The sequence below is a fragment of the Nocardia sp. CY15 genome, from assembly GCF_009829295.1.
GTDB classification, from domain to species: domain Bacteria; phylum Actinomycetota; class Actinomycetes; order Mycobacteriales; family Mycobacteriaceae; genus Nocardia; species Nocardia sputi.
The window spans coordinates 14,978-34,466 of record NZ_VUOT01000050.1; the positions used below are offsets into that span (position 1 = coordinate 14,978).

Genomic DNA, 19,489 nt, shown 5'->3' on the forward strand with positions numbered 1-19,489 from the left:
GCTCGGTATCGCGGCCGGGTATCAAGAGGCCCTTGCGTCGACATAATCCCGGTGGTACACAAAATCTGTGAGCACATAAGTAGATTTTCTACCAATCTCAGATCCGGTATCCGGTAGTCGGTCCGGATACCGCCCACGGGCGCCGCAGCGCCGATCGCAGTACGGAGAACGAATCGGAATCCCCTGAACTCGCACCTGTCTCGGAGGTCTACGCAATGACATATCCAGCACACGGCAACACCTTGCTCGGCAGCGGAGTCCACGGCTCCGGCCCGCGGGTGGGCAACCCGCACTCGGCGCAGCGCGTGCTCGCGGTTCCGGACCGTCCGAGCGAATGGCACCCGGGAATGCTGTGGTGGGACGCGAGCACAGTGCTGGTGACATACCCTCGGCCGGGCGCTACGGGGCGCTGGAATACCATGCCGCACCTGGTGTTGCCGATCGACCACGGGCGTCTGGCTTTCCGTATCTCGTCGCATTCCAGCGAGGCTCGGCATCTGGCCGGTGACCGTCGGGTCATCGTGCAAGCGGCCGACTGGCGCGGCGAACCTGCCCTGGGCTCTCGGCAGCACCAAGGCATGGCCGAATTGCTGCGGACGGGACCCCTGTTCGAGCAAGTGCGGACCGGAATGCAGACCAAGTACGGAAAGCGAGTCGGCTTGGCGCGCCTGGCCCACAAAGTGGCGATGGGCGCGGCCCCCTACGGCGACATCGTCGTCATCGTCACCGTGCGCGAGAACCGCCTCCTCGGCATATGACATCCACCGCCATGTGACATCGCTGTCGTAGACGGTGAACAGGCCTTGGGCGGGACGATTTCTCGTCGCACTGGACACATGCACGGAGTGCTGTCCATACGATGGGGTTCGTCGTGTCGCGGAAGTCGTGGCGCACCGATGGCCGGAGGTCGCCGATGAAGGTTCATCTACAGGTCACCGGAGCGCCCCGGCAGGTCGCGACCGATGCGCGCGAGCTGGCCGCGACCGGGGCCGACGGCCTGTTCACGTTCGAGGGACCACACGACGTGTTCTTCCCGCTCGTTCTCGCGGCAGGCGCGACGTCGGTGGAACTGATGACGAACGTGGCGATCGCCGGGCCACGCAGCCCGATGCACCTGGCGCATGCGGCCTACGACCTGCAGATCTACAGCGAGGGAAGGTTCCGGCTCGGGCTGGGCTCGCAGATCCGCGCCCACATCGAGAAGCGCTACGGCAGCAGCTGGGGTGCGCCGGCGCAGCGCACGGCGGAGAGTGTGGCGGCGGTGAAGTCGATCTTCGCCGCGTGGGAAGGATTGGGGCCGTTGAACTTTCGGGGTGAGTACTACACGCACACCCTGATGCCGCCCACGTTCGATCCGGGGCCGAATCCGTTCGGTCCGCCACCGGTGCTGATGGGCGCGCTCGGACCGGTGATGACCCGCAAGGCCGCGGAGGTCGCCGACGGACTGCTGGTCATGCCTTTCAACAGCAGGCGGCACTTCACCGAGCGCACGCTGCCCGCCATTGCCGAGGGACTACGCCTGTCCAGCCGGACCGCCGAGGAATTCCCGGTGATCGGTCAGGTCATGGTGGCGCTCGGACGGACCGAGGAGGCACTGTCCACCGCGGTGGACGGGGTGGGCTCGCTGATCGCGTTCTACGGTTCCACGCCCGCCTATCGGCCGGTCCTCGAGGTCGAGGGATGGACGCAGCTGCACTCCCGGCTCCACGCGTTGTCCAAGACAGGCGGCTTCGCGGAGATGCGGTCGCTGGTGACCGACGAGATGGTGCGCACGATCGGGGTGGTCGGCACCCCGCGCGAGTGCGCGGCGCAGATCCGAGCCCGTTTCGGCGATATCGACGAGGTGTGCTGCTACTTCCCGGGCTACACGCCGGACGCCGCGGACGTCGCCGACCTGGTGGACGCGTTGCACGAAAACCGGAAATAAAGCCTCGGCGAGTACACCGGGGTGCTGTGCGCGATCACTTACACACCCGGCCCGGTCCGGGTTCCGCTACAGACCATCGAGGCGGTGGAGCGCGAGGCGGAATTCGTCGCCGAATGAATCCGCGGCAGTGCGGCGGTTCGTCTGTCCCGCTTTCGAGTCGGGCGAGGTGTATCAACTATCCGGACTATTCGCGCGAAGCCCCGATAAGGGAAGGCGGGTGCAGTCGGAGGGGATCGAGCGCACCCACCCTCGCGCCTCTGCGGCAGCTGCGCAGCGGGCACAACCGACGCGGGCGGCATCGGGATCACCCGACGGAGACGAATGCGAGAACCCCCGGAAACCCCGACCCGTGACCGACCTTAACCCCACCGGACCGCGTATGGCAGAGAAAACGCGAACCATATTGGGCGACAGCGAGAATCGGGTCCGCGCACATGCCGGTGTACGCGGTGGTCACTTCCGCGACGCTCGAAACGGAGTACCCCGATGAGGGCCTTGCGCCGACCGGAAATCGTCGAGCTGCTCTCCGGCGACACCGTCGCTCACTTGGCGACCATCGACGCGGACGGATTTCCGCATGTGACCCGATCTGGTTTCTCTGGACCGACGACGTCTTCCGGCTCACCAGTTTCGCCGGGCGACCGCATCTGAATCGCATGCACGCCAAGCCTCGCGTCGGGCTCGTCGTCGACACCGAAGACGCGCTACGCCGCGACGGCCAGCGACCCAACCGGCAACTACGAGTGATCGGGAACGCCGCTCTCACGCCCGATGTGGACGGAACCTGGACCGCACGGTGCTCCGGCCCGTTCCTGAAACGAATTTCAGGTGGCTTCAGGCTGTCTTAAGCCGCCCCCTGCGACTGTGACGGTCATCTTCGAGACCACGACTCCCGCAGGAGGTTGAACAATGAAAACCACACTTCGCCGGGCGCTTCCCGGTCGGCGCGGCCTGCTCGCAGGCGCCGCTGTCGTCGCTGTCCTCATCGGTGGCCCCGTGGCGCTGTACGCCGCCACGAGCCCGCAGGGGCCCGATCGGCACGCTGTCGCCGCCTATCTGCCGGACGACTGGGCGCTCACCGCGGCTCCCACGATCGGCAGGCAGCAAGCCATCGACAAGGCGATCGAAGCCGTGCCCGGCAGCACCGTCGTCTCCGCCGAACTCGATGGCGAGGGGAGGACCACGGTGTGGGAGGTCGAACTGCGGACGTCCGACGGCATCGAGCACGAGGTGACGATCGATGCGAACAACGGCACCGTCCTCGGCACGGTGAAACAGGATTGACGACAGGGCGTTCGCAGCCGACGAATCACACCATTCACGACAAGGTCAGGGTTTCCGAAAACATGGTTTTGCGTAAGATCGCCACGATATCGACGCTCGCTGTCGCGATGGCTGGGGTCACGGCCGGAAATGCCGTCGCCGCACCTCACGATGCCGGTGGTGCCGTCGTCAACTACACCGCCACCACCTCCGAAGAGAACGTGGTCGTCCACATCGACTCGGGCTCGATGCGAGTCGAGAACGGGGTATTCGCGGTCGAAGCCGAAAACGGCACCGTACTCGCGGGCACGCCTTTGCAGTTCCGCGTCGACGATTTCGTTTTCCCGATCGCGGCCGAGATCACCGGCCGCACCGCCACACTCACACCGCAATTCGATCTCGAGCACGCACAGTACCGCCCGGTCGCCCTTCCGTTCGAAGATACGGCGCAATGGAGAACGCCGTACGAACGTGAAGTCGCGGCTTTCACCCGGTTGAAGGACACGATCGCGACGGGTGCGGCGATCGGCACCACCGTAGGCGGTCTCGGCGGCGGCCTCGTCGGCTGTGTGCTCGGCGGCATCGCCGGCGCCACCGTCGCCGCCGCGACGATCGTCGGTATGTTCGGTCCGTTCATCCCGGCCGCCGCCGTCGGTTGCCTGGGCGGCATCCTGGCCGTGGGCGCTCTGGGCACGCTCGCCGGTCAACTCTTCGTTACCGCGCCTGTCGCCGTCGCCGCCCTCGTGCAGTACTTCACCACTGTGAACCAGCCCTTCGTCCCGCCGGCCAAGTAGCGCTGCGGTTGGACTCACTCGCGAATCTCGTGCCGCGCCAGGTCTTACTGCTGGGTCCTGGCGCTTTCGGCATCGAGTGGTCACCTCCGTTTCCGGCCGGTCCGCGCGATCCGTAGGGGGTGACGAGTGCGGCGCGACGGCGACCTCGGCAGCCGAGCTGTTTCAGTCGTGCGGGACAGGGCAGCTATGTGATGTGAGCACAGCACACGAGGCGGCGCGCAGCGAATTGTCCGCGTCATCCGGCGATCGCACGCGAACCGATATCGGCTTCGACCGCACGGCCATACCGCTCGGCACGGTTTCCCGCCGCGAAACCCGGCCCCGATGATCGTGGTGACTGGATGCGATTGCGCCGCAGCCGACCGTATGACGGGGGAGTAGAACGCCTCCGGCGCGGGCGCGGGTTCGGTTACCGCACCGCGCAGGGCGAACCCGTGCATGACGACGCGACACTGGAGCGTATTCGCGCGCTGGCGATCCCGCCCGCGTGGCGAAAGGTGTGGATCTGTCCACACGAGAACGGTCATATCCAGGCTGTCGGCGTCGACGCTGCGGGGCGGCGCCAATACCTCTACCACGAGCAGTGGCGCAAAGACCGGGACGAGGAGAAGTTCGACCGGGTCTTGGCGCTGGCCGCTGGCCAAGGGCGGTATCCAGCGACAAGTGAGTGTTCGTGATCAACTGCTCGCCAAGGCCGTCCGCGCTCTGCTGCGTGCCAGAACGAGTTCCGATCGGCTGCTGGTGTACCGGGACGGCGTCGATTACGGCGAACTACGCGCCGACGACATCAACGCGCGTTTCAGGGAGCTGGCCGCGTGCGAGTGCAGCGTCAAAGACCTGCGTACCTGGCAGGCCACCGTTCTCGCCGCCGCCGCGCTCGGTTCGATCGAGTGCCCCTCCGGTCACCGAGCGCGCAAGCGTGCGGTACGAGAGGTCATGGACGAGGTCGCCGCCGCGCTCGGCAACACCCTCGCGGTCGCCCGGGCGTCCTACGTCGACCCACGTGTCGTGACAGCCTTCGAGAACGGCACGACCGTCGCCGCGGCCCTCCGGCGCGCGAGCCGGGCCGATTCCGCCGATGCGGAGCGGGAGGTCATCGACAGAGCGGTGATTCGGATGCTCCGTCGGTCGCGCTGATTCCGTACTGCCGACGATCGAGCACACCGCGCCCGGCGCCCGGTGTCCCGGTGGCCGAACCGGAGAAGTTCGCTCTTCCTGCCGCATACAGTCGCCGGGAACACAATCTGCGCAGTCGGTTTCCTAATTTGTCCGCGAATTCATCCGACCGAACGAGCAACATCGCAGCCATCGACATCCGATACTGGTCGAGTAGGACGTCCAAGCTTCGCGACAACCCTACAAGCTGATCCGGTAAAGCGACGCACCGAGTATCGACAGGATCCGGCTATGCCCAAGATCAAGAATTTGAATCCCGTGCCGATGGCGGACATCGGTGGCTCGGATCTCTTCATCCCCTTCCGAATGCCCAGTGGTGAGATCGGATATGTCCTCGGCGACACCTTTTCCGGCACCGAACCGAGGGTGGGCGGCCCGAATTGGCGTTCGCCCATGCTGTTGCGCAGCAATACCCACGACATATCCAGACCTATCGAATTCCAATCTGCCGCACGGAATGCCAGGCAGCTCTGGGATTACGTGCACAACAATCCGGAGTACTCCACCATCCTGCCCTGCGACGCGATAACGATCGGCGGCCGAATCTATCTGTGGGTGATGGTCACCCAAGGGCTGGCCAACGAGCGGTGGTGCGAGATCCGCTATTCCGACGACAACGGAGAGAGCTGGACCGACACCGCGGTCCGGTGGTCGACCAGCGTCTACGGCGGCAAACGCACCATGATCTCCTGGGAGTGCGGCGGCGACGGCTATGTCTACGTCATCTCCACCGGGGGGCTCGCCCGAAACAAGAACATGCTGTTGTGGCGAGTCGTCGAGAGCCATACCGCGCTCATCGACCCGGCGGCCTGGCAGGGTTGGGGCTGGAACGGGCAGAATTGGGGCTGGGGCCGGGATCCCGGCGGTGATCCGCGCTTCGGCATCCTGGCCGACGGCACGAGGCTCGGTGAGATCGGATTGCGCCGCATCCAAGGGAATTGGGTGATGTCCGGTTTCGACGCGGGAGCCTACGGGGCCTTCGTCAAGGTGGCCGCGCGGATCACCGACAACTGGCGCACGGCCCTGACCTATCGTCCGGTGAAGGGATCCTTCTGGGCGCCGGGCGGCCCGGATATCGTGCCGCGTCTCTACGGTTGTTACGCCCACCCCGACAGCAGATTCGACGGCGCGTTCGGCATGATCGTCAGCGAATGGGCGGAATCCGGTATGCCCTATCGCGGTATGCAATTCCGAATATACGGAATACGGCCCGCCGCGGCGCTCGTCTAGCCGGGGAAGTCGTCACGTCCGCCGGTGCCGCAGGAAAGGCCGGCTCGTGGGATCACACCACCTGAACTCCGTCAGCCGGCAATTCGGCGGTTCGTTCCTCGCAACGGATTGGCCACCGGGAAGGTGATCGCGGGCAGCGTCACCGACATCCGCACGGTCGTGCCCGGTCCGGAGTGGTCGATATCGAGCTCCTCGGTCAGCGCGCGCATCATGTCGATGCCGCGGCCGCGATACCCGGGATCCGCGGCCTGTGGCTTCCAGTCGCCGGTGTCGGTGACCACGATGACGACGGTGTCGAGATCGCAGGTGGCCGACAGCCGCACCCGGCCGGTGTCGTCGTTGCGGTAGGCGTGCTCGATGCTGTTGCTGCACGCCTCGTTGGCCGCGGCCACGAGATCGGCGGCCAAGTCGTGCGGCACCGCCGCGGCGGCGAGCCATCCTTTCAGCGTGCGCCGCAGCACCGCGAGTTCGTCCGCTCGTGCGGGCACGTCCAGCCGCAGCGGCGCCGGCGGCTGGCGGTAGACGACCATGGCCACGTCGTCGTCGTAACCCACCGTCGGGCGCAGGCTCGAGAGCACCGCGTCGGCCACCTCGCGCGGCAGCCGTCCGTAGGTGTCGGCGAGAACCGCGGCGATCTTGGCGAACCCGTCATCGATGTCGACGCCGCGCTGTTCGACCAAACCGTCGGTGAACAGCACCAGCGTCGAACCGGGCGTGAGCGCCGTGGTGGCCTCCGGCCGACGCGGCGGGTCGAAGGTGGCCAGCGGCACCGAGCGCCCGCCCTCGAGCAGGCGACCCGTCCTGGCGACGTCGGCGAGAATCGGCGGCATGTGACCGGCGCTGCTGTAGCGCACCAGGCCGCGCACCGGGTCCAGCACGGCGGCGCAGACCGTGGTGCACATGGCGCCGGGGATGCGCGCGGCGACGGTGTCGAGTTCGGCGAGCAGCTGCGCCGGTCCCGCGCCGCGCAGTAGCAGCGCACGGGCGGCGGTCCGCAACTGACCCATGACGACTGCGGCGGACAGTCCGCGACCGACGCAGTCGCCCACGACCACGCCGATGGTGCCGTCGCGCAGCGGCACCACGTCGTACCAGTCGCCACCGATCTCCAGCGGCGGCAGAGCGGGCTCGTAGTGCACCGAGAAACGCGGCGGCAGGTCGATCGGGCCGAGCATCGCGCGCTGCAGGGTGAGCGAGGTGGCGCGGGCCTGGTCGAAGTTGCGCGCGCGCTGAACCGCGAGGCTGAGATGGCCGATCAGCAGTGAGAACAGCGTCCAATCCGCGGCGCTGATCGCGCGGGGCGCGGCGAAACGCAGCCACATCGCCGCGTCGCCGGTCTCCCCGAGCGGCGCGACGATCCCCTCGGAGCTTTCGGCCCCTTCCGGAATGGCCAGCAGGCTGCGTGGCGGTCTGCGTCTGGCCCGGTCCAGCAGTGCGCGTGACCGGTCGTCGAGGGAGTCGGCGCCGTTGTGGGACGCGCCGTCGGCGCCCGCTCCGGAGATGTACACCTCCGGCGCGGCGTTGCGGCTCGGCCACACCGCCACCACCGCGGTCTCCGCGCCCACGGTGCGGCGCAACTCGTCGAGCCCGACGGCGAGCACCTCGACCACACTGGTGGCCGCGCCCACCGCGGTGGCGAGGCGGGACGCGGCTTGATCGCGTGCCTGCGCGTCGTGTTCGGCGGTGACGTCGCGGATGGTGCCGACGAAGATCCGCTCGTTGCCCTCCGGCCTGATCAGCGCGCTGGTGCTCACCGCGAGCCACACGTTGCGCCCGTCGCGGTGCCGGATCGGGATGACAAAGCGCTGCGCCTCGGTACCGAGATCGGGATAGCGCGGACCCTCCGGGGCCGACCACGGATGCGGCAGCGGATAGGGGACACCGGCGGCGCCGTAGCCGGTCAATGCGCCGAAGGCGGTGTTGACCTCGATGATGGTGCCCTGCGCGTCGGCGACGAAAAAGCCGTCCTGCAGCGATTCCACCAGCGCGGTGCGGAAGGCGTCGCGTCCGGCCAGATCATCGGCGCGGGAACGTTGTTGCTCGTAGCGGCGGGTGCCATCCAGATAGCCGCGGGTGGCGATGTCCAGCGGGACGAGGGTCTGCAACAGGAATTCCAGTGCGGTTTCCGGCAGGCGGGCGCCGGATTCACCGGTCTGCGGCGCGATCTCGTGCTGTCGACGCTCCTCCACGTCCTGAACCACCCGGAAGTGGTTCTCGGTGAGATCGAGCAGGCTGATGCCTTCGACCAGGGCGCGCCTGCCGAGTTCGTATCCCTCGGCGAGACCGGCCTGGGTGGGCGAGTCCATGTGCCGCCGTAGCGCGTCGGCGTAGGCGTCCAGGAAGTCGGCCAGCAAGGCGCTCATCCGGCCGTTCCTCCCGCACCGCGGTGCCGCGCCGCCAGCACCAGCGCGTCGTCGGTGTCTTTGGCATGCCGGGCGAGTATGTCCGCGGTGATGTCGGCGGTCGACTTGGAAAGGTCGATCCGCGCGGCGGATTCGGTGACAATGCCGTCGGTGGACATCAGCAGTAGGTCGCCGGGGCGGACGGAGACCGACTGCGGCTGGAGGTTCGACGGAAGGCGGTAGCCCACGATGCCCGCGGTGAGCAGTACCGTCGCGTGCACCTTCAGACCCGCGGGACCCGCGGTCAGCACCTGGGATTCGACATTTCCGACGCCGAGCCAGCGCACCCTGTCGCCCTCGTCGAACAGTGCGAGCGAGATCGCCGCTCCGCGCGTGTCGGCCATCGCGCGGTGGCACAGCACCATCAGCACGTCCAGCGGTTCGGCCCGATTCTCCGACAGCACTCGTGCGGCGCGGTCGGCCGCGTCCGCCGCGGCGGCGCCGTGCCCGAGCCCGTCCAGGACCGCGAACAGGACTGTGCCCCCGCCGGTGTCGAGGACGACGCCGCGGTCACCGGAGACCTGTTGACCCGGTAGTGCCCGACCGGCCACCGCCCACTCGATCCGGCCGATGAACCCGTCCTCATGCACCGTTCGGTACCCACTTCCACATCTCCACCAGCGTGCCGCGCCCCGGCGCCGAGTCGACGGTCAGCCGGTCCATCAACCGCCGGGCGCCGGGAAGGCCGAGCCCGAGACCGCGGCCGGTGGAGTAGCCGTCCTCCAGCGCGCGGGCGATGTCGTTGATGCCGGGCCCTTGATCCTCGGCCTGCACCACCAGCGCTTGGCGGCCCTCTCGATCGTCGACCAGCAATCGGATCTCGCCACTGCCCGCGTAACTGGTGATGTTGCGAGCGATCTCGGAGATCGCCGTGGAGATCATCGTTCGATCGGTGAGGGTGAATCCGAGCTTCGCTGCCAGTTCGCGTCCGGCTTGACGTGCGGTCACGATGTCCCCGGACACCCTGACCGCGATCACCACGTTCTCAGCGGCCACTGTCACGACCGTCTCGCTGGCGACGGGCTGGAGTCTTTCGGTTCAACCAGGCGAGACCCTCTTCCAGATCGAGGGCCGTGTGCATGTCCTCGAAAGTGAGACCGAGCTGGACCATGGCGAACGCGACTTCTGGTTGCAGACCGACGATCACCGTTTCGGCGCCGCGCAGCTGCGTCATGTGCGCGATGGTACGCAACGATCTCGCGGCGAACGAATCCATCACGTCGATGGCGGTGACATCGACGATGATGCCGTGTGCCCGATATTTGCTGACCTGTTTCATCAGGTCGTCCTGCAGGCGCTCGGTATCGGCATCGGTCAATGCGGACTGAACCGACGCGATGAGATACGTACCCTGTTTCAGAATCGGAACCGGCATGCCCGCGCCTGATCAGCGGCCGTCGCGTTCGGTAACCCGTTCGGTGACGCGGGAAACCTCGTAGCCCAACAGCCGTTCCGCTTCCTCGATACCACCTTGCAGGTCGCCGACCGCGTTCATCTTCGACAGATCCAATCCGATGGTGACCAGGGTGAGCGCGATCTCCGAGGACAAGCCGGTGATAATCACGTTCGCGCCCATGAGCCCGGACGCGTCGACGGTCTGCACGAGGTGGTTGGCCACCGTGGAGTCGATCGCCGGCACACCGGTGATGTCGATGACGACGACCTTCGCGCGGTTGGCCCGGATGGCGCGCAGCAGCTGCTCGGTGAGCTGGCGGGCGCGCTGGCTGTCCAGCACGCCGATGATCGGCAGGATCAGCAGCTGCTCACGCACCTGGAGCACCGGCGTGGACAGCTCGCGGATGGCTTCCTGCTGCTGGCGGATGACGCGTTCGCGCTCCTGGACGAAGGAGACGGTCACGGTGTTGGCGATGCGGTTGGCGGCCGGTTCGTAGGCGTCGAGCACCTTGTTGAGCAGTTCGAAGTCCGACTGATACTTCTCGAAGAGGCTGCGCGCGAGCACATCGCGCAACAGCAGCACGATGCCGATGACCTCGTCGGTTTCGACGCCTCTCGGGATGATGCGTTCGGACAGGTCGCGCGCGTAGGCCTGCAGCGCTTCGACGCTACCGGTCTCGAGCACGTCGACGTATCCGTCGTAGATCGAGGTCGCCTCGGAGAAGATCTCTTCCGGGGTCATGGCGGTCAGTAGCTGGGCGTCGGCGATGCGGCGGGCCCACTCTTCACGCAGCGCGGTGCGGTTCTGGCGCAGGTGCTCGACGAGTTGCGGCAGCAACTGGTCGATCGGTCCCGCGGCCAGGGAATCCGCCGAAAGGCTTATGGACACCTCGGACATGAAAACTCCTGCCCCTTTCGACGGTTTGTCGGGATTTTCGTGCGGTCGGCGCTAGCCGATTCCGAGCCTAGTCATACCCCACCCGCGTCACCGACGAAACCTGCCGGTTGTTCGCCTGATGTTCGGGTGCGGCCGACCTCACGGCACCGTAGCGAACCCGCGTTCCAGCGCTGCCAGCGCCTCGTCCAAATACACGGTGAGGTCCGCGTCCGCGCGCGACAGCCAGGCGTCGAACGCGGCGCGCGCCGCGGCCAGGGTGGTGCGGCCGACGGCGAGGGGGATGAGCTCGTCCTCCGGCCGGCCGAGCCGGCCCGCCGCGAAGGCGCTGACCGCGCGCTCCCAGGCGTCGTAGTGCGCGCCCGCGGTGGCGGCCAGCGCGGGGACGGTGGCGACCAGCTGCATGCGGGTGCGCAGTTCCGGCACGTCCTCGGCGCGATATTGATTGGCGTTCACCACGACCCGGCGCACGGCGGCCATCATCGGAACATCGTCCGGGACCGATGCGAACGCGGCGCGCAGTGCGGCGACCTCGTCGTCGAACTGCCACCAGAGCACCTCCGCTTTGGTGGGAAAGTAACGGAAGAAGGTGCGGCCGCTGATGCCCGCGGCGGCGGCGATCTGCTCGACAGTGGTCTCGTCGAAGCCCTGCTCGGTGAACAACCGCATGGCGATCAGTTCGAGTTCGCGTTTGGTGGTGCCTCGTGGGCGGCCGCGCGTTTTCTCCAGCATCGTCTGATTGTGCGCGGCCGCCACGGACCCTTGATTATGTCAGTGACTGACGATAATCTCGCGGCATGTTGGCGGATCTCACCTGGCCCGAGGCGGGCGCGCGCGCGACGGCGGGTGCGATCCTGGCCGTGCCGGTCGGGGCGACCGAGCAGCACGGCCCGCATCTGCCGCTGTCCACCGACACCGACCTGGCCGCGGCGTTGTGTGCCCGGCTGGCCGCCGCACGGTCGGATGTGCTGGTCGGACCGGCCATCGCCTACGGCGCCAGCGGTGAGCACGCGGGCTTTCCCGGCACGTTGTCGATCGGGCAGGCGGCCCTGGAACTGCTGGTGGTCGAGCTGTGCCGCTCGGCTACCGACACCTTCGACCGGATCCTGCTGGTCAACTGGCACGGCGGCAACATCGAACCGCTGCGCCGGGCGAAGGATCTGTTGCGCGCCGAGTCCCGTGACGTGCGTCTCCACCTGCCGCGCTTCGACGGTGACCCGCACGCGGGGCGGTCGGAGACGGCGCTGCAACTGGCTCTCGCACCCGAGCGTGTGCGTGGCGACCGCGCCGTGGCGGGGGACACCCGGCCACTGGCCGAACTGCTGCCGCTGCTGCGCGCGGGCGGGGTGCGCGCGGTCAGCCCCAACGGTGTGCTCGGTGACCCTGCGGGCGCGACCGCCGCCGAGGGCGCGGCCCTGCTCGATCACCTGAGCGCCGACCTGCTCGACCGAACCCGGCTCTGGTGGCCGGAGCGGAACTCCCCGGAAAGGACCGGAATATGAATCCGTGGTTCGAGACCGTCGCCGAAGCGCAGCGGCGGGCGAAGAAGCGGCTGCCGAAATCGGTGTACGGCGCGTTGATCGCCGGCTCCGAGCGCGGCCAGACCATCGAGGACAACCAGAAGGCGTTCACCGAACTGGGCTTCGCGCCGCACGTGGCCGGGCCGATCGGCGCGCGCGACCAGTCGACGACCGTACTGGGACAGCAGCTTTCGATGCCGGTGTTGATCTCGCCGACGGGTGTGCAGGCGGTGCACCCGGACGGTGAGGTCGCCGTCGCCCGCGCGGCCGCCGCGCGGGGTATCGCGATGGGCCTGAGTTCGTTCGCGAGCAAACCGATCGAAGAGGTGATCGCGGCCAACCCGGCGACGTTCTTCCAGCTGTACTGGTGCGGCGGCAAGGACGAGATCCTGCAGCGGATGGGCCGGGCGAAGCAGGCGGGCGCGGTCGGATTGATCCTGACGCTGGACTGGTCGTTCTCGCACGGGCGGGACTGGGGCAGCCCGGTCATTCCGGAGAAGCTGGATCTGCGCACGATGCTGAAGTTCGCCCCGCAGACCCTGGCCCGTCCACGGTGGCTGGCCACCTATGCGCGATCGGGCAGCATCCCGGATCTGACCGCGCCGAACATGGCCATCGGCGGCGCCGCGGCGCCGGGCTTCTTCGGCGCTTACGGCGAATGGATGGGCACGCCCGCGCCGGATTGGGCGGATGTGCGCTGGATCCGCGAGCAGTGGGACGGGCCGGTGCTGCTGAAGGGCGTCATGCGAGTCGACGACGCGCTGCGCGCGGTCGACGCGGGTGTGGCGGCGATCTCGGTGTCCAACCACGGCGGCAACAATCTCGACGGCACCCCGGCCGCGATCCGGGCGCTGCCGGTACTGGCGGACGCGGTGGGCTCGCAGGTCGAGGTGCTGCTCGACGGTGGCATCCGGCGGGGCAGCGACGTGGTGAAGGCCGTGGCGCTGGGCGCGCGGGCGGTGCTGATCGGGCGCGCCTACTTGTGGGGGCTGGCCGCGAACGGGCAGGCCGGTGTGGAGAACGTGCTGGACATCTTGCGCGGCGGCATCGATTCGGCGCTGCTGGGTCTGCGCAAGACGCGCGTCACCGATCTGGATCGCTCCGACGTGGTGGTGCCTCCCGGGTTCGAGCGAGCCCTCGGTGTGACCGGAACCCTCACCGGGACAAGCGTTTCGGCGGATCACGCGGCGAGGGCGGCCACGGCCTGAGCTGTCAGTTCTCGGCCGCCGCTCTCCGGTGGTGGGTGAGCAGGGTGTCGTAGATGTCGGCCAACGCGGCCAGCTGCTGGCGGTCGAGGATGTCGATCATGTGCCTGCGCACGCTCTGCACGTGCGCGGGCGCGGCGCCGGTCAGCACCTCGGCGCCGCGCGGGGTGAGTTTCGCGGCGGTGCGGCGGGCGTCCTCGGGGATCGGCTCCCGGACGACCAACTCGCGTTTCTCCATCCGGGTGATCTGATGGGAGAGCCTGCTCTGCGACCATTCGAGCTTGGCCGCGAGCGCGGCGAAGGTGAGCCGGTGGTCCGGCTCCTCGGCCAGATAGGCCAGGACCGAGTATTCGACGTAGGTGAGGTCGGACTCCCTGGTGGAATCCCGCCCGACCGCCGCGGCGATGAGATCGCGGGTGCGCACGAAACCCAACCAGGCGCGCATCTCGACGTCATCCAGCCACTGGGGATCGGTCACGATAACGCTCCAAACTCTGACGTGTCCCAAGATCGTCCCGCGCCGCGAAGCGCGGCGCGCGAACAGTCTGCGCGCGGCCGGACTCGGATGCCCGGGCGCGTTCTGACCAGACGAGAGGTAGCATCACCGGGGTTGAACGTGCAACCTTTATTGGCCAACTGTCCGAGATAGGGTTGCCTAACGGGAGGGGCGTGCGCGGTGGTGGCTAGGCTCGCTGTGCTCGTGACCAGCCCGGCCGTTCGTGGCGTCCGGGCCCACCCGAAGGAGTGCGACTGGTGACCGCGCCGGACTTTCGTTATTCAGACCTGCTGCCGATCGGCGCGGACGACACCCCTTACCGGTTGCTGACCACCGAGGGCGTCAGCACTTTCGAGCACAATGGGCGTACGTTCTTGCAGGTCGAGCCGGAAGCGCTGCGGCTGCTCACCGAAACGGCGATGCACGACATCAGCCACTTCCTGCGTCCGGCGCATCTCGGTCAGTTGCGCAAGATCATCGACGACCCGGAGTCGAGTGGCAACGATCGCTTCGTCGCGCTCGATCTGCTGAAGAACGTCAACATCTCCGCGGGCGGCATCCTGCCGATGTGCCAGGACACCGGTACCGCGATCGTCATGGGCAAGAAGTCCGAGGGCGTGCTCACCGGTGCCGACGACGCGGAGTGGATCAGCCGCGGCGTGTTCGACGCCTACACCAAGCTGAACCTGCGTTACTCGCAGCTGGCCCCGATCACCATGTGGGACGAGAAGAACACCGGTTCCAATCTGCCCGCGCAGGTCGAGCTGTACTCCACCGCGGGTGACCCGGCCGACCCGGCCTACAAGTTCCTGTTCATGGCCAAGGGCGGCGGGTCGGCGAACAAGTCGTTCCTGTACCAGGAGACCAAGGCGATCCTGAACCCCACGCGGATGCTGGAGTTCCTGGACGAGAAGATCCGCTCGCTGGGCACCGCGGCCTGCCCGCCGTATCACCTGGCGGTCGTCATCGGTGGCACCAGCGCCGAGTTCGCGTTGAAGACCGCGAAATACGCCTCCGCGCACTACCTGGACAGCCTGCCCACCGCGGGGTCGTTGTCCGCGCACGCTTTCCGCGACCTGGAACTGGAGGAGGAGGTCTTCAAGCTGACCCAGTCCTTCGGTATCGGCGCGCAGTTCGGCGGCAAGTACTTCTGCCACGACGTGCGGGTCGTGCGCCTGCCCCGGCACGGCGCCAGCTGCCCGGTCGCCATCGCGGTGTCCTGCTCGGCGGACCGGCAGGCGCTGGCCAAGATCACCGCCGAAGGCGTGTTCCTGGAACAGCTCGAGCGCGAGCCCGCGCAATACCTGCCCGAGCAGACCGACGCCATCCTCGGTGGCGACGTGGTGCGCATCGACCTGAACCGTCCGATGGACGAGATCCGCGCCGAATTGTCCAAATATCCGGTGAAGACCCGGCTTTCGCTGACCGGTCCGCTGGTCGTCGCACGCGACATCGCGCACGCCAAGATCAAGGAGCGTCTCGACGCGGGCGAGCCGATGCCGGACTACCTGCGCGAGATGGCCGTCTACTACGCCGGCCCGGCCAAGACGCCGGAAGGCTACGCCTCCGGTTCCTTCGGCCCGACCACGGCGGGCCGGATGGACTCCTACGTCGACCAGTTCCAAGCCGCGGGCGGCTCGTACGTCATGCTGGCCAAGGGCAATCGGTCCGCGCAGGTGACCAAGGCGTGCAAGGAGCACGGCGGCTTCTACCTCGGCTCCATCGGCGGACCGGCCGCCCGGCTGGCGCTGGACTGCATCAAGTCGGTCGAGGTGCTGGAGTACCCCGAGCTGGGCATGGAAGCGGTGTGGAAGATCGAGGTCGAAGATTTTCCCGCGTTCATCGTCGTCGACGACAAGGGCAACGACTTCTTCGCCGAAACGCAGAAGCCGATCGCGCTGCGCGTGCGCACCCGCTCCAAAGAGCGCGTCTGAGCCGTCCTCGGACCTGCGTGCGGCAGGTGCGGACACGACGATGTCACCCCGATCACCGGGGCTGCGGTGCCGTCGCAGCGGGCAGGCTTAGCGAAGTACCTCGTTTCTTCCGGCACCGATGCAGGTCGAGGAGAGCTATGAGCATGTCCGGACCACTGCCGACGGCGTTGTGTATCACCGAATCGGCCGCCGCCCGGTTGGCCGACCGCGCTGCCCGGGAGGGAACCAGCTGTACCGCACTGCTCGATCGGCTGATCCACGAGGGCGTCGATCAGCTCGAGCATCCCGGCATCGTCTTCCGCGGTCCGCTGGACGACCGCCGCGCCGCGTTGACGGCCGGTCCGGAAGTCTGGGAAGTCGTTGCGCGCCTGCGTGAACTGGACGGTCCGGTGGAACGCCGGATCGCCGCGCTGAGCGCGAACTCGGACCTGCGCACGAGCAAGATCAGGGTGGCACTCGCCTACGCCCGAGCGCACGGCGACGAGATACTGGAGCGGATCGCGCGCAATAGGCAAGCGGCGAAATCGGTTCGCCGGGTCGGAGTGCGAGTGGCCGCGACCCTGGCTCGGTCCGGCGCGCCGGAGTATCCGCCCCGCGCGTGATCGGGCCGAATTGTCCGTTGCGGCAACTCTTCACATAGCTGGGGAACAAATGTGAAATTCCCGACATCTGTGGATGATCCACATGACTTGCGGGCGGCTACCGGGTCGAGCCGGTAGCCGCCCGCAATGCGTTCGCGGCTGGGTGCTCTCGGTCGATGCTGCGAGCCGCAGCGGTATACACGCGGGATCGTGTTTCGCGAGAAGCGAATCGCGATGTGCGGCGGGGTATGACATACCGGCCGAAACGGACGTCGCTCCTACTCCCGTCGATGTCGAATGGCCGCAAATCGCCCGAAAGGCGCGTGGCTTCGGGCAATTCGGGTGCCGGAGCCTCGTGCGGTCGATGTGATCCACAACACTTGAATAGATTGTGGACACCGGGGTTTCCATGTCGGCGAAATATTTGCTGCCCTAGGGCGATTGGGCACATATCGGGCATATCAGATCTGCATTATCCCAAGTTGTGGAGTTCTCTGTGGAATTCGCTGAATGTTGTCCACACCGTGTGGGTGACTCTGTGGAGCGCGCAGCCGCACCGCTGAGGACCGGGCGGGGTACCTGTCGGCGCCGACGATGAGCTGGGCGGCGACGGCCGCATATTCGACCCGTCGCGGGGGAGTGCGGGCAGTCGGACGACTCCCGTCGAGGCGGCGGTTGGTGCACAGGCGCCGGGCGGACTGCGCAAAGGTGCGGGATCACCGCAGGCCCTGATCGGGGCATATCCGGCATAGGAGACCGCAGGCGATAGCATCGGCGCATGGTGCTTGGGAATGGTGAGCGGAGTCGGATGCTGGCGGGACTATCCATGGTGGCCCTCCCTGCGCTGGTCGCGAGCGGTGTACTGGCGGGTCCGGCGCGGGCCGATACCGCCGTATTCGTCGATCAGCGGGAGTCGGTGGGCTCGGCGACCGGTACCGAGGGGCTCGAGCCCGCGCTGGCCTTGGCGTACACCCTCGCCGAACGTGAGGCGCACGCGCAGGGGGTGCCGCTGTCCATCACGTCGGGGTACCGGACGCCTGCCGAGCAGCAGGCGCTGTGGGAGGACGGTGTGGCGACCTATGGGCCGGACGGTGCTCGTCGCTGGGTGCTGCCGCCGGAAGAGTCCACTCACGTCTCCGGCGAGGCGATCGATGTCGGTCCGCAGCAGGGCGCCCGCTGGCTCGAGGCGAACGGCTACCGGTGGGGGCTGTGCCGGACGTTCGAAAACGAGTGGTGGCATTTCGAATTGGCCACCGTGCCGGGCACGGACTGCCCGCCGATGGTGCCGGACGCGAGCGCGCGCTGACCTCACCGGCGGGTGCGGCGCCCGCTACACCATCGGGTCGGGGATGGCGGTGATCAGCCCGCCGTCGACGAGCAGGTCCTGCCCGTTGACATAGGACGCCTCGCCGGATGCGAGGAACGCGACGGCGTCGGCCACATCCTCGGCGGTGCCCACGCGCCCGGCCGCCACCGTGGCGCTGATCGCGGCCTGGGCTTCGGCGGAGACGTTCGCGCGGAACGACGGCGTCGCGATGTAGCCGGGGCTGACGGAGTTGACCCGGATGCCTCGTGGCGCCAATTCGGCGGCGAGGCTGCGGGCCAAGTTGTGCACGGCCGCCTTGGTCGCCGAGTACAGGGAGGCGCCGGGGACGCCGCGGTGCAGAGCCCAGGAGGCGTTGACGACGATCGCCCCGCGGTCCGCCACGAGCGGCAAGGTCTTCTGGACGGTGAAGAAGACGCCCTTGAAGTTGGTGTCCACCACCCGGTCGAACTCGGCTTCGGTGATGGCTTCGGTCGGCTGGAACGCGGCGATGCCCGCGTTCGCGAAGACGACATCCAGCCGTCGGTGTCGCTGCGCCACGGCTGCGACGAGGGTGTCGAGGTCTGCGAGGTCGGCCACGTCGCCGGGTAGCGCGAGGACGCGGCCCGCGTCGCCGAGTTTCGCGGCCGCGGCGTCGAGGCGGCGCTTGTCGCGTCCGGTGATGACGACGTGCGCGCCCTCCGCGAGCAGGCGTCGTGCGGTGGCGAAACCCATGCCGCTCGACGCGCCGGTGATCAGTGCGACCTTGCCGTCGAAGCGGTCGATGCCAGTACCCCCGAGAACCTCCCAGAACCCTCTAATTGTACGGATACTTACGTACAGTTCGACTGTATGTCAACTGTCGCGCTAACCTGGTCCGCGTGATCGCGGCACATCCCGAGCGAGCGCAGATTCAGTTGACGAACGTGCTCACCGCCCTGGGCAACCCGCTGCGGCTGCGTGTGGTGCGGATACTGGCCGACGGCGGCGAGCACACCTGCGGCTCGGTCTTGCCGGACGTGGCCAAGTCGAACCTCACCCATCATTGGCGGGTGCTCCGCGACGCCGGAGTCATCTGGCAGCGACCCTCCGGGCGCGAATTGCTGCTGTCGTTACGTCGTGACGACCTCGACGCCCGCTTCCCCGGACTCCTGGATTCCCTGCTCGAAGCCGCCCGCCGCGACACGGGGGACTGATCCGGCGCACGACCCGGTGCCCGGCTGTGGGGCGGTACCGGACGGCTAGGTGTACTGCCCAGGGAGGTTGGTCAACCGGCTGATGGGTGTCTGGCGGCCGATGGCGGTGTGTTGCCGGTGGTGATTATAGGTGTGCAACCAGGCTGGTAGGGCGGCTCGTCGGGCTTGTTCT

Annotated in this window: 20 protein-coding genes and 1 pseudogene; 12 read left to right on the forward strand and 9 right to left on the reverse strand. The window is 67.7% G+C overall.

Going from position 1 to position 19,489, the window contains the following annotated elements; genetic code table 11:
* The first annotated feature begins 215 nt into the window (after nt 1–215).
* From GVY39_RS31580 to GVY39_RS31605, 6 genes and pseudogenes are all read left to right on the forward strand, one after another.
* Nucleotides 216–758 carry a hypothetical protein gene (locus tag GVY39_RS31580; protein WP_159930616.1) on the forward strand — a complete coding sequence of 181 codons (543 nt, stop codon included), beginning with the start codon at nt 216–218 and terminating at the stop codon, nt 756–758.
* A 155-nt stretch (nt 759–913) separates the two neighbouring features.
* Nucleotides 914–1,927 carry a TIGR03617 family F420-dependent LLM class oxidoreductase gene (locus tag GVY39_RS31585; protein ID WP_159930617.1) on the forward strand — a complete coding sequence of 338 codons (1,014 nt, stop codon included), beginning with the start codon at nt 914–916 and terminating at the stop codon, nt 1,925–1,927.
* 909 nt (nt 1,928–2,836) lie between these two features.
* Nucleotides 2,837–3,211: a PepSY domain-containing protein gene (locus GVY39_RS31590; protein ID WP_159930618.1), complete on the forward strand. Its 375-nt coding sequence runs from the start codon at nt 2,837–2,839 to the stop codon at nt 3,209–3,211.
* 62 nt (nt 3,212–3,273) lie between these two features.
* Nucleotides 3,274–3,984 carry a hypothetical protein gene (locus GVY39_RS31595; RefSeq protein WP_159930619.1) on the forward strand — a complete coding sequence of 237 codons (711 nt, stop codon included), beginning with the start codon at nt 3,274–3,276 and terminating at the stop codon, nt 3,982–3,984.
* A 341-nt stretch (nt 3,985–4,325) separates the two neighbouring features.
* Nucleotides 4,326–5,121 (forward strand): annotated as a pseudogene (locus GVY39_RS31600) (DNA topoisomerase IB).
* A 270-nt stretch (nt 5,122–5,391) separates the two neighbouring features.
* Complete coding sequence (locus tag GVY39_RS31605; protein WP_159930620.1) at nt 5,392–6,390, forward strand: DUF4185 domain-containing protein; 999 nt, start codon at nt 5,392–5,394, stop codon at nt 6,388–6,390.
* A 71-nt stretch (nt 6,391–6,461) separates the two neighbouring features.
* On the opposite strand, the gene GVY39_RS31610 is transcribed toward GVY39_RS31605, so the two are convergent.
* The 6 genes from GVY39_RS31610 to mftR form a co-directional block, all read right to left on the reverse strand.
* Complete coding sequence (locus tag GVY39_RS31610; protein WP_159930621.1) at nt 6,462–8,753, reverse strand: SpoIIE family protein phosphatase; 2,292 nt, start codon at nt 8,751–8,753, stop codon at nt 6,462–6,464.
* Nucleotides 8,750–9,382, reverse strand: a complete 633-nt coding sequence (locus tag GVY39_RS31615) for a SpoIIE family protein phosphatase (RefSeq protein ID WP_159930622.1) — start codon at nt 9,380–9,382, stop codon at nt 8,750–8,752. The genes GVY39_RS31610 and GVY39_RS31615 overlap by 4 nt, the downstream gene beginning before the upstream one ends.
* Complete coding sequence (locus GVY39_RS31620; protein ID WP_051046624.1) at nt 9,375–9,788, reverse strand: ATP-binding protein; 414 nt, start codon at nt 9,786–9,788, stop codon at nt 9,375–9,377. The genes GVY39_RS31615 and GVY39_RS31620 overlap by 8 nt, the downstream gene beginning before the upstream one ends.
* Nucleotides 9,778–10,167, reverse strand: a complete 390-nt coding sequence (locus GVY39_RS31625) for an STAS domain-containing protein (protein ID WP_159930623.1) — start codon at nt 10,165–10,167, stop codon at nt 9,778–9,780. The genes GVY39_RS31620 and GVY39_RS31625 overlap by 11 nt, the downstream gene beginning before the upstream one ends.
* Nucleotides 10,168–10,179: 12 nt before the next feature.
* Nucleotides 10,180–11,085 carry an STAS domain-containing protein gene (locus tag GVY39_RS31630; protein WP_159930624.1) on the reverse strand — a complete coding sequence of 302 codons (906 nt, stop codon included), beginning with the start codon at nt 11,083–11,085 and terminating at the stop codon, nt 10,180–10,182.
* A gap of 138 nt (nt 11,086–11,223) precedes the next feature.
* A complete protein-coding gene (mftR, locus tag GVY39_RS31635) occupies nt 11,224–11,814 on the reverse strand; it encodes a mycofactocin system transcriptional regulator (protein ID WP_159930625.1) in 591 nt (196 codons plus the stop codon).
* A gap of 65 nt (nt 11,815–11,879) precedes the next feature.
* On the opposite strand from mftR, the gene mftE reads away from it, so the two are divergent.
* Both mftE and mftD read left to right on the forward strand, forming a co-directional pair.
* The gene (gene mftE / locus GVY39_RS31640; RefSeq protein WP_159930626.1) at nt 11,880–12,584 is read left to right on the forward strand and encodes a mycofactocin biosynthesis peptidyl-dipeptidase MftE; all 705 of its coding nucleotides are present in this window, start codon (nt 11,880–11,882) and stop codon (nt 12,582–12,584) included.
* The gene (mftD, locus tag GVY39_RS31645) at nt 12,581–13,810 is read left to right on the forward strand and encodes a pre-mycofactocin synthase MftD (protein ID WP_159930627.1); all 1,230 of its coding nucleotides are present in this window, start codon (nt 12,581–12,583) and stop codon (nt 13,808–13,810) included. The genes mftE and mftD overlap by 4 nt, the downstream gene beginning before the upstream one ends.
* Nucleotides 13,811–13,814: 4 nt before the next feature.
* On the opposite strand, the gene GVY39_RS31650 is transcribed toward mftD, so the two are convergent.
* Nucleotides 13,815–14,285, reverse strand: a complete 471-nt coding sequence (locus GVY39_RS31650) for a MarR family winged helix-turn-helix transcriptional regulator (protein ID WP_159930628.1) — start codon at nt 14,283–14,285, stop codon at nt 13,815–13,817.
* Between the two features lie 275 nt (nt 14,286–14,560).
* Between GVY39_RS31650 and GVY39_RS31655 the strand changes: the two genes are divergently transcribed.
* The 3 genes from GVY39_RS31655 to GVY39_RS31665 all read left to right on the forward strand — a co-directional run bounded on the left by GVY39_RS31655 (nt 14,561) and on the right by GVY39_RS31665 (nt 18,124).
* Nucleotides 14,561–16,237, forward strand: coding sequence for a fumarate hydratase (locus GVY39_RS31655; RefSeq protein ID WP_195071388.1), 1,677 nt, complete (start codon nt 14,561–14,563; stop codon nt 16,235–16,237).
* Between the two features lie 143 nt (nt 16,238–16,380).
* Complete coding sequence (locus GVY39_RS31660) at nt 16,381–16,839, forward strand: hypothetical protein (RefSeq protein WP_201295419.1); 459 nt, start codon at nt 16,381–16,383, stop codon at nt 16,837–16,839.
* Between the two features lie 757 nt (nt 16,840–17,596).
* Nucleotides 17,597–18,124: a M15 family metallopeptidase gene (locus tag GVY39_RS31665; protein ID WP_223513861.1), complete on the forward strand. Its 528-nt coding sequence runs from the start codon at nt 17,597–17,599 to the stop codon at nt 18,122–18,124.
* Nucleotides 18,125–18,148: 24 nt separating this feature from the next.
* On the opposite strand, the gene GVY39_RS31670 is transcribed toward GVY39_RS31665, so the two are convergent.
* Nucleotides 18,149–18,964: an SDR family NAD(P)-dependent oxidoreductase gene (locus tag GVY39_RS31670; protein WP_369412186.1), complete on the reverse strand. Its 816-nt coding sequence runs from the start codon at nt 18,962–18,964 to the stop codon at nt 18,149–18,151.
* Nucleotides 18,965–19,002: 38 nt separating this feature from the next.
* Between GVY39_RS31670 and GVY39_RS31675 the strand changes: the two genes are divergently transcribed.
* A complete protein-coding gene (locus GVY39_RS31675; RefSeq protein WP_159930630.1) occupies nt 19,003–19,317 on the forward strand; it encodes a helix-turn-helix transcriptional regulator in 315 nt (104 codons plus the stop codon).
* Between the two features lie 45 nt (nt 19,318–19,362).
* On the opposite strand, the gene GVY39_RS31680 is transcribed toward GVY39_RS31675, so the two are convergent.
* The coding region (locus GVY39_RS31680; RefSeq protein WP_159930631.1) for an integrase core domain-containing protein at nt 19,363–19,489 on the reverse strand (127 nt) is incomplete at its 5' end.

What these genes read in the sequence shown, in the direction of transcription:
- GVY39_RS31605 (WP_159930620.1), top strand. Translation starts at nt 5,392, where the DNA reads ATGCCCAAGATCAAGAATTTGAATCCCGTGCCGATGGCGGACATCGGT.
- GVY39_RS31580 (WP_159930616.1), top strand. Translation starts at nt 216, where the DNA reads ATGACATATCCAGCACACGGCAACACCTTGCTCGGCAGCGGAGTCCAC.
- mftD (WP_159930627.1), top strand. Translation starts at nt 12,581, where the DNA reads ATGAATCCGTGGTTCGAGACCGTCGCCGAAGCGCAGCGGCGGGCGAAG.
- mftR (WP_159930625.1), bottom strand. Translation starts at nt 11,814, where the DNA reads ATGCTGGAGAAAACGCGCGGCCGCCCACGAGGCACCACCAAACGCGAA.
- GVY39_RS31595 (WP_159930619.1), top strand. Translation starts at nt 3,274, where the DNA reads ATGGTTTTGCGTAAGATCGCCACGATATCGACGCTCGCTGTCGCGATG.
- GVY39_RS31660 (WP_201295419.1), top strand. Translation starts at nt 16,381, where the DNA reads ATGTCCGGACCACTGCCGACGGCGTTGTGTATCACCGAATCGGCCGCC.
- GVY39_RS31590 (WP_159930618.1), top strand. Translation starts at nt 2,837, where the DNA reads ATGAAAACCACACTTCGCCGGGCGCTTCCCGGTCGGCGCGGCCTGCTC.
- GVY39_RS31585 (WP_159930617.1), top strand. Translation starts at nt 914, where the DNA reads ATGAAGGTTCATCTACAGGTCACCGGAGCGCCCCGGCAGGTCGCGACC.
- GVY39_RS31625 (WP_159930623.1), bottom strand. Translation starts at nt 10,167, where the DNA reads ATGCCGGTTCCGATTCTGAAACAGGGTACGTATCTCATCGCGTCGGTT.
- GVY39_RS31665 (WP_223513861.1), top strand. Translation starts at nt 17,597, where the DNA reads ATGGTGCTTGGGAATGGTGAGCGGAGTCGGATGCTGGCGGGACTATCC.
- GVY39_RS31610 (WP_159930621.1), bottom strand. Translation starts at nt 8,753, where the DNA reads ATGAGCGCCTTGCTGGCCGACTTCCTGGACGCCTACGCCGACGCGCTA.
- GVY39_RS31630 (WP_159930624.1), bottom strand. Translation starts at nt 11,085, where the DNA reads ATGTCCGAGGTGTCCATAAGCCTTTCGGCGGATTCCCTGGCCGCGGGA.
- mftE (WP_159930626.1), top strand. Translation starts at nt 11,880, where the DNA reads ATGTTGGCGGATCTCACCTGGCCCGAGGCGGGCGCGCGCGCGACGGCG.